The organism is Paenibacillus sp. AR247 (assembly GCF_002968895.1).
In the GTDB taxonomy this organism is placed as follows: domain Bacteria; phylum Bacillota; class Bacilli; order Paenibacillales; family Paenibacillaceae; genus Paenibacillus_AQ; species Paenibacillus_AQ favisporus.
Genome location: NZ_PCZT01000012.1, coordinates 481,345 through 486,429, shown reverse-complemented (window position 1 = coordinate 486,429; position 5,085 = coordinate 481,345). Strand labels below are relative to the sequence as shown.

Below are 5,085 nucleotides of genomic sequence, written 5' to 3'. Positions count from 1 at the left end.
AAAAGGAGTGAAGCAGCTCCAGGCGGCCGCATGTATACCCCGTTTCCTCCACAAGCTCACGCTTGGCGGCTTCCATCGGGTCCTCCCCTGGCTCCAGCTTCCCTGCCGGGATTTCAAGCTCGCACCGTCCCATGGCCTGGCGATACTGGTCGACCAGAATCATCCGGTCATCCTTGATGGCCAGAACAGCTACCGCACCGGGGTGGCGGATGATTTCCCGTGAAGCCGTTTTGCCGTCGGGAAGCCGGACCTTGTCAATCTGCAAAGATACGACCTTTCCCTGAAAAATAGATTCGGTGGACAGGGTCTCTTCCTCGAGATGTTTGGACGGTTTCTTCATATGTGGCAAAGACTCTTTCATTCTATGATCCTCCTTTTAGTACGTGCTCAACAACCTCTTATATTTAAAACCTAGCATTTTTGGCCATGCTGACACATATGGTCTTATTATAACAAACTTCACCCCAAGGAAAGAGGGATCCCTTCATGAAAAGTTACCGTACAGCGAACTCGGTCCATATGGTAGGACGGGCCTGGCAGATTAAAATCATGCTCCGCCAATTGCAGAAGGAATGGAGCCCCGACACGCCGCTGCAGCACATTTTGCAATCGCTCGCGTCCTCCCGGCGGGATCATTAAGGGACGGATGAATCTTTATCCTTTAATATCCCCCGAAATTCCCAGGTTTTTCGGATATGATCTAAAAACGATAAGCGATTTAACTTTTTAAACATTTTTTTAGCATTCCCGCCAACTATTCACTCACCAGGTTGTTCTATATATTGGAGGGTACAATTATGACCAAAGATGAATTGATGACGCTGCTGCAAGCCTACCCGATTTCCCCGTCCCTGCATTTTAAGCTGGGATTATGGTATAAATCGCGCGGACACAACAGTGAGGCGATGACGCACATTCGGACGGCTCTGACGCATGCACATGATAACTCCGGAAGTTTGCCCCATGCTGAAAGCTTTGACGAAGCGCAGGGATGGCTCGAGTACGGAAGGCTCTTATATGCAAGCAGCCGTACCGAGGAAGCCGAAGAAGCTTTCCGCCGGGCGGTCAATCTCGGACAGCATCATCGGAAAACGCTCGCGGAATGGGGAGCACTGCTCTACGATGCCGGAAAGACAGATGCGGAAATATGCCGGCGCCTTCTGGAAATGGTCCCGCTCTCAGACACGACCGAACTGCAGGTCGGCCAAACGCTGGCGGATCTGGGCGCGTACGAGGAAGCCTTTGGCATCCTAAGCCGTTATACGGATGACATACGGTTCAATGAATCCGTTCAACTCATTTATATTTTGTGCCTCATTCACACCCATCAATTCAAGGAAGCGCACGCGCGGCTGACGCAGCGAACGATGGACCCGGACAAGGTCGTGGTCAAGTCCGCTTCCCATTCCGTTACCGCATCCCATGCGGCATATTTGTGCTGCCGTGCGCTTCAGGAGGGCCGGGGATTGCCCGAATTGTCCAGGTTTAACCGGCTGGAAACAGCCAAGTCCGCGATCGTGCTCGGCATGGTGGACATTGGGATGTCCCTTCAGCCCGAACCCTCGTTCCATGAATCCAGCGAATTGATTTATACCCTTTACCGGGAGGGCTATATTGAACAGGCCAAAGCGCTCCTGAACAAACTGGAGGGAATTCCGACGCACGAGAGAAGCCAGAGCTCGCTCGAACTTTGCTTTATCGCTGCTGAAATGCTGTACGATCAAGGTGACTTCGCCAAAGCAGCGCAGCTGTTCGAGTCGATCTATGCAACGGATCCGTCCCACTCCTTGGCACGGTTTGCGGCAGCCTCCTGCTTCCTGGAGGAGACCCGCAGCTCTTTGGATCACAGACAGGAACGTCAAGTGATCGGAAGTGAACTGTATTTTCAAATTGACGAATATTTGACGAATATCACCCTGGCTCTGCAAATTATCCAATCCACCAGCTGGCATACGGTATGGACCCCGGCACAGCGCAGAAATCATCCTGCCGCGGATCGCCGGCGTTATGTTCACTAACTTGTGAGCCTCCCCGTTATCGTTGGCCCGTGAAGAAGGATGAGCCCAGCAAAAAAGCTGTTCCAGCGCGGTTTGCCGCATGCATGGAACAGCCTGTTTGTGCAGGTTCATTCTGCTGTATAGAGTTAAAGCTATGATTTGACAGTTTCCTGAATGATGCTGAGCACCATTTCAGCCGCTTTGACCATATCCTCCGCACGGATCCGTTCCTTCGTCGTATGTATGTCCTCATAGCCGATGGCTAGATTCACCGTAGGAACTCCGAGCCCGTTGAAAATGTTGGCGTCGCTGCCGCCGCCGAACGGACACTCTTCCGCTCAGTCCAAGGCGGGATACACGATTTCGCTCCGGAACTCACACTGGGCGCCGAACTCGCGGACGGTCGTTTCGAGCGCTTCCCGCATGTGGGCGATCTGCTGATCGACCTTTTCCTGAACGATGCTTCGCGCTTCCGCATCAAGCTGGACAAAATCGCACACCACATTGGTCGCTCCACCACCGGAAAATTTACCGATGTTAGCTGTCGTCTCCTGGTCGAGCCGGCCAAGCTTCATTCGCGACACCGCTTTGGAGGCGACCTGAATGGCGCTGATTCCGTCTTCCGGATTCACGCCGGCATGCGCCGATTTGCCAAAAATCTTCATTTGGATTTTAGCCTGGGTTGGTGCCGCAACGGCAATCGATCCGACCTCTCCATTGGAATCGAGAGCAAATCCAAGCTCGGCATCCAAATGCTGCGGATCCATCGAACGTGCTCCCAGCAGTCCAGACTCCTCACCGACGGTAATTACGAATTGTATCTGTCCATGGGGAAGCTGCTGCTCCTGGATAACGCGGATCGTCTCAAGCAGAACCGCCAGGCCCGCTTTATCGTCCGACCCCAGAATCGTCGTCCCGTCACTGCGGATCCAACCGTCTTCTCCCAGGACTGGCTTGATCCCTTTGCCCGGGGCTACGGTATCCATGTGGCAGGTGAACAATAGCTTCGGAGCTTCCGCGTCGCTTTCCCCCTTCCAGGTCACGATCAGGTTGCCGGCGCCATGTCCGGTTTTGGCCTGGGAGTCGTCTTCAACGACCTCCAGTCCAAGCTGTGTAAATTTCTGCTTGAGCAGCTCGGCGATCTCCGCTTCGTGGCCTGTTTCGCTGTCCACCTGAACCAATTCCATAAACTCCTGTATCAAACGGTCTTGTTTAATCAATGGACTTTCCTCTCCTTCGGCGTTAAGTTACAATAGTACATAGGTTGTCCCGGCTCGACATCGAGCCTTCATTAATGATGAATAAAGGAGCTATTTATGCAACGAAAAAAATGGTTTCGCGTTTTTGTATACCTCATGCTCATTGCCATGGTCGGATCCGTCGTCTTTGGGCTCGTCGAGTCCTTAATAGCCCGCTGATCTCAGCGGGCTTTCCTCTGCCCCTTGGGCTGAAACGGCCTCAAATCCGAATACCTCGGTAAAGAACGGAACAATCTCCTCCGCCACCTGCTCGACCGCGATCGGCTTTCCAATACAGTCCTCAAGCGACGTTACGCCATACTCCTGAATTCCGCACGGTATAATGCCCTGAAAGCCTTCGTTTTGAATGCCGGACGTTATGTTGAAGGCAAACCCATGGCTGGTCACGAACCCTCTTTGGTGTTTGCATTTGTTGAATTTGACCCCGATAGCGCAAATTTTCAGATCGCCTACCCAGACACCCGTATATTCGGGCTTGCGGCCAGCCTCGATCCCGTAATGCGCAAGGTAATTGATGATGACCTGCTCCAGATTGCGCAAATAGCCGTGCAGATCCAGTCCTTCCTTGCCCGCCAGCAGCAGCAGCGGATACCCGACCAGCTGCCCCGGACCGTGATAGGTAATGTCGCCGCCGCGGTCGATTTCAAACAGTCCGATGCCCTGCTGCTCCAGCTGTTCCTTGCTGAGCAAGAGATGCTCCGGATGCCGCTGCGATCCGATCGTATACGTCGGTGGATGCTGCAAGAGCAGCAGGGTTTCCTGCTGCTCTCCAAGGTCTATGCGGCTGACGATGCTTTTCTGCAAATCCCAGGCCGCACCATAATCCATCATCGGCGTATAGGATACTTCAAGTTTGGTTGTCATGACTGCTTCACGCCCTTTCAGATGATGACCAAGCTTTCGTAGACTTCCTCATTAGTAAACTTTGGTATCCAGCGTATAACCTTCCACGTTTTCCTTCACGCGCTGTAGGAAGCGTCCGCAGATGACACCGTCCAGAATCCGGTGGTCCAGTGACAGGCAGATATTCGCCATCGAACGGACGGCGATCATGTCGTTGATCACGACAGGCCGCTTTACGATCGATTCGAAGGTTAGGATGGCCGCCTGCGGATAGTTGATAATCGGGTAAGACAGGATCGAACCGAACGACCCGGTATTATTCACCGTAAAGGTGCCGCCCTGCATATCCTCCAGCTTGAGCTTGCCCTGACGCGTTTTGGTCGCCAGTTCTTCGATTTCACGGGCGAGACCGGCAATGTTTTTCTGGTCGGCCCGTTGAATAACCGGCGTCATGACGGAGTCTTCCGTGCCGACGGCGAGGGAAATGTTGATGTCCCGTTTCACAATGATCTTGTTGACCGCCCAGACCGAGTTCATGATCGGGTAATCCTTGATCGCATTGACCACAGCCTTCAGAAGAAACGCCAGATAGGTTAAATTATAGCCCTCTCTGCGCTTAAATTCATCCTTCAATTTGTTGCGCAGCAGCACCAGGTTGGTTACGTCGACCTCGATCATTGTCCAGGCATGCGGAATTTCCGACACACTTTGGCGCATGTTCGTCGCAATGGCGTTACGGATCGGGGTGACGTCGATCATCGTCTCGGCGCGCCCGTTCTGGTCCTCGAGTTCCACAGCCGGAATACGCGGCGACTCGGTCATATGCAGACCTGACTGCCGGCTGGATGCCGGCGGAACCGGGATGTACTGCTCCGGACGGACCGCAGGATTGGCATGCGGCAGCCCTACGAACGGAGAATGAACCTCTTTCTTCGCCGGAGCTTCGGCAGCTCGGCCGGTTTCCACTGCCTCACCGCCGTTTTCGA

Annotated in this window: 6 protein-coding genes and 1 pseudogene; 3 read left to right on the top strand and 4 right to left on the bottom strand. The window is 53.6% G+C overall.

The genetic code is table 11. The features are described from left to right. Positions 1 to 361 (bottom strand): NUDIX domain-containing protein (locus CPT76_RS23780; RefSeq protein ID WP_146116407.1); only part of this gene is annotated, 361 nt, incomplete at its 3' end. A 125-nt stretch (positions 362 to 486) separates the two neighbouring features. Here CPT76_RS23780 and mciZ point away from each other — a divergent pair. After that, entirely contained in the window at positions 487 to 639 is a 153-nt protein-coding gene (gene mciZ, locus CPT76_RS23775) for a Z-ring formation inhibitor MciZ (RefSeq protein WP_105444653.1), read from the top strand. Positions 640 to 797: 158 nt separating this feature from the next. After that, entirely contained in the window at positions 798 to 2,018 is a 1,221-nt protein-coding gene (locus CPT76_RS23770; RefSeq protein ID WP_105444652.1) for a tetratricopeptide repeat protein, read from the top strand. 131 nt (positions 2,019 to 2,149) lie between these two features. On the opposite strand, the pseudogene CPT76_RS23765 reads toward CPT76_RS23770, so the two are convergent. After that, positions 2,150 to 3,217 (bottom strand): annotated as a pseudogene (locus CPT76_RS23765) (M20/M25/M40 family metallo-hydrolase). A gap of 96 nt (positions 3,218 to 3,313) precedes the next feature. Here CPT76_RS23765 and prli42 point away from each other — a divergent pair. After that, complete coding sequence (prli42, locus tag CPT76_RS42275; RefSeq protein ID WP_105444651.1) at positions 3,314 to 3,415, top strand: stressosome-associated protein Prli42; 102 nt, start codon at positions 3,314 to 3,316, stop codon at positions 3,413 to 3,415. On the opposite strand, the gene lipB is transcribed toward prli42, so the two are convergent. Continuing rightward, on the bottom strand, positions 3,401 to 4,120 hold the full coding sequence (lipB, locus tag CPT76_RS23755) for a lipoyl(octanoyl) transferase LipB (protein WP_105444650.1): 720 nt from the start codon (positions 4,118 to 4,120) through the stop codon (positions 3,401 to 3,403). The two genes, prli42 and lipB, sit on opposite strands and share 15 nt — an antisense overlap. A 51-nt stretch (positions 4,121 to 4,171) precedes the next feature. Further along, positions 4,172 to 5,085 (bottom strand): dihydrolipoamide acetyltransferase family protein (locus CPT76_RS23750; RefSeq protein ID WP_146116406.1); only part of this gene is annotated, 914 nt, incomplete at its 5' end.